Annotated in this window: 2 protein-coding genes; both read right to left on the reverse strand. The window is 44.2% G+C overall.

Going from position 1 to position 852, the window contains the following annotated elements; genetic code table 11:
- Positions 1 to 542 (reverse strand): IS110 family transposase (locus tag ABZ720_RS17405; RefSeq protein WP_366556797.1); only part of this gene is annotated, 542 nt, incomplete at its 3' end.
- A 205-nt stretch (positions 543 to 747) separates the two neighbouring features.
- A complete protein-coding gene (locus tag ABZ720_RS17410) occupies positions 748 to 840 on the reverse strand; it encodes an iron transporter (protein ID WP_366556798.1) in 93 nt (30 codons plus the stop codon).
- Positions 841 to 852 lie beyond the last annotated feature (12 nt).

Genomic DNA, 852 nt, shown 5'->3' on the forward strand with positions numbered 1-852 from the left:
TCGATTTCCCTATCCAGCTCATCAATACGCAGGCTGAGATAGTCGATATGCTGTTCAACACTGAATACTTGTGTGGAATGAACTTGTTCAAGGCGGTTTTTCTCCGCAAAACGCATTTCAATAAGCTGATTACGGCGTGAAACAAGGGCTTCAAGCTGTTCCTGCTCGGGAGTGGGTGGTATGTAAAGCTGTTGTGCTACATTATCACGCATTGCGAGCATTTGGGCGTAAAAAGCCAACATTTTGGCGTCTTTATTGTCGGTTTTTGCTAGTGACTGCGACATCGCAAACTGATTGGTTTGTCGCGGGTTAGCAATCACCACACGAAAGCCTGTGCGGTGGAGTGCTTTAGCTAATGGAAGTTCAAGCCCACCGGTGCTTTCAAGGACAATTAAGTCCACACTGAAACGACGTAAATACTCAATGGTATGTGCAATCCCTTTCGGATTGTTGGTTTCGGTCTTAGTTCGTTTTTGGGTAGAAAGCCCAATGACGAAATGACGTTTAGCAACATCAATACCACAATAAGTTTGTTCATTCATCATTAACCTGCCTTGCATTCGGGTTTAAGTCTGGCAACTGTTCGGTTTTTTGGTGAAATGTTATCTGCTCTCATTGCTACAACTCGGTTTGTTGCCTGGGGCGGACGCGAGATGCAGATAACGGGGTTTTGTTGCTATTTTATATTAATTTTAATATACAAGGGGCGGACCTATGTGTCCGCCCGCATGCTAGATAAATTACAGATTATTTTAATCCAGTAAATTTAAACTCATAGCTCACATCAAAAGGTTTCCACCAACGGCCTACGCCTGTTTCGCTGTCGGTATGGCGGTGCATACCCGCTTTTGA

Origin of the sequence: Aquibaculum sediminis, from assembly GCF_040712085.1 — a bacterium.
Classification (GTDB): domain Bacteria; phylum Pseudomonadota; class Alphaproteobacteria; order Kiloniellales; family DSM-21159; genus Aquibaculum; species Aquibaculum sediminis.

What these genes read in the sequence shown, in the direction of transcription:
- ABZ720_RS17410 (WP_366556798.1), bottom strand. Translation starts at nt 840, where the DNA reads ATGCACCGCCATACCGACAGCGAAACAGGCGTAGGCCGTTGGTGGAAA.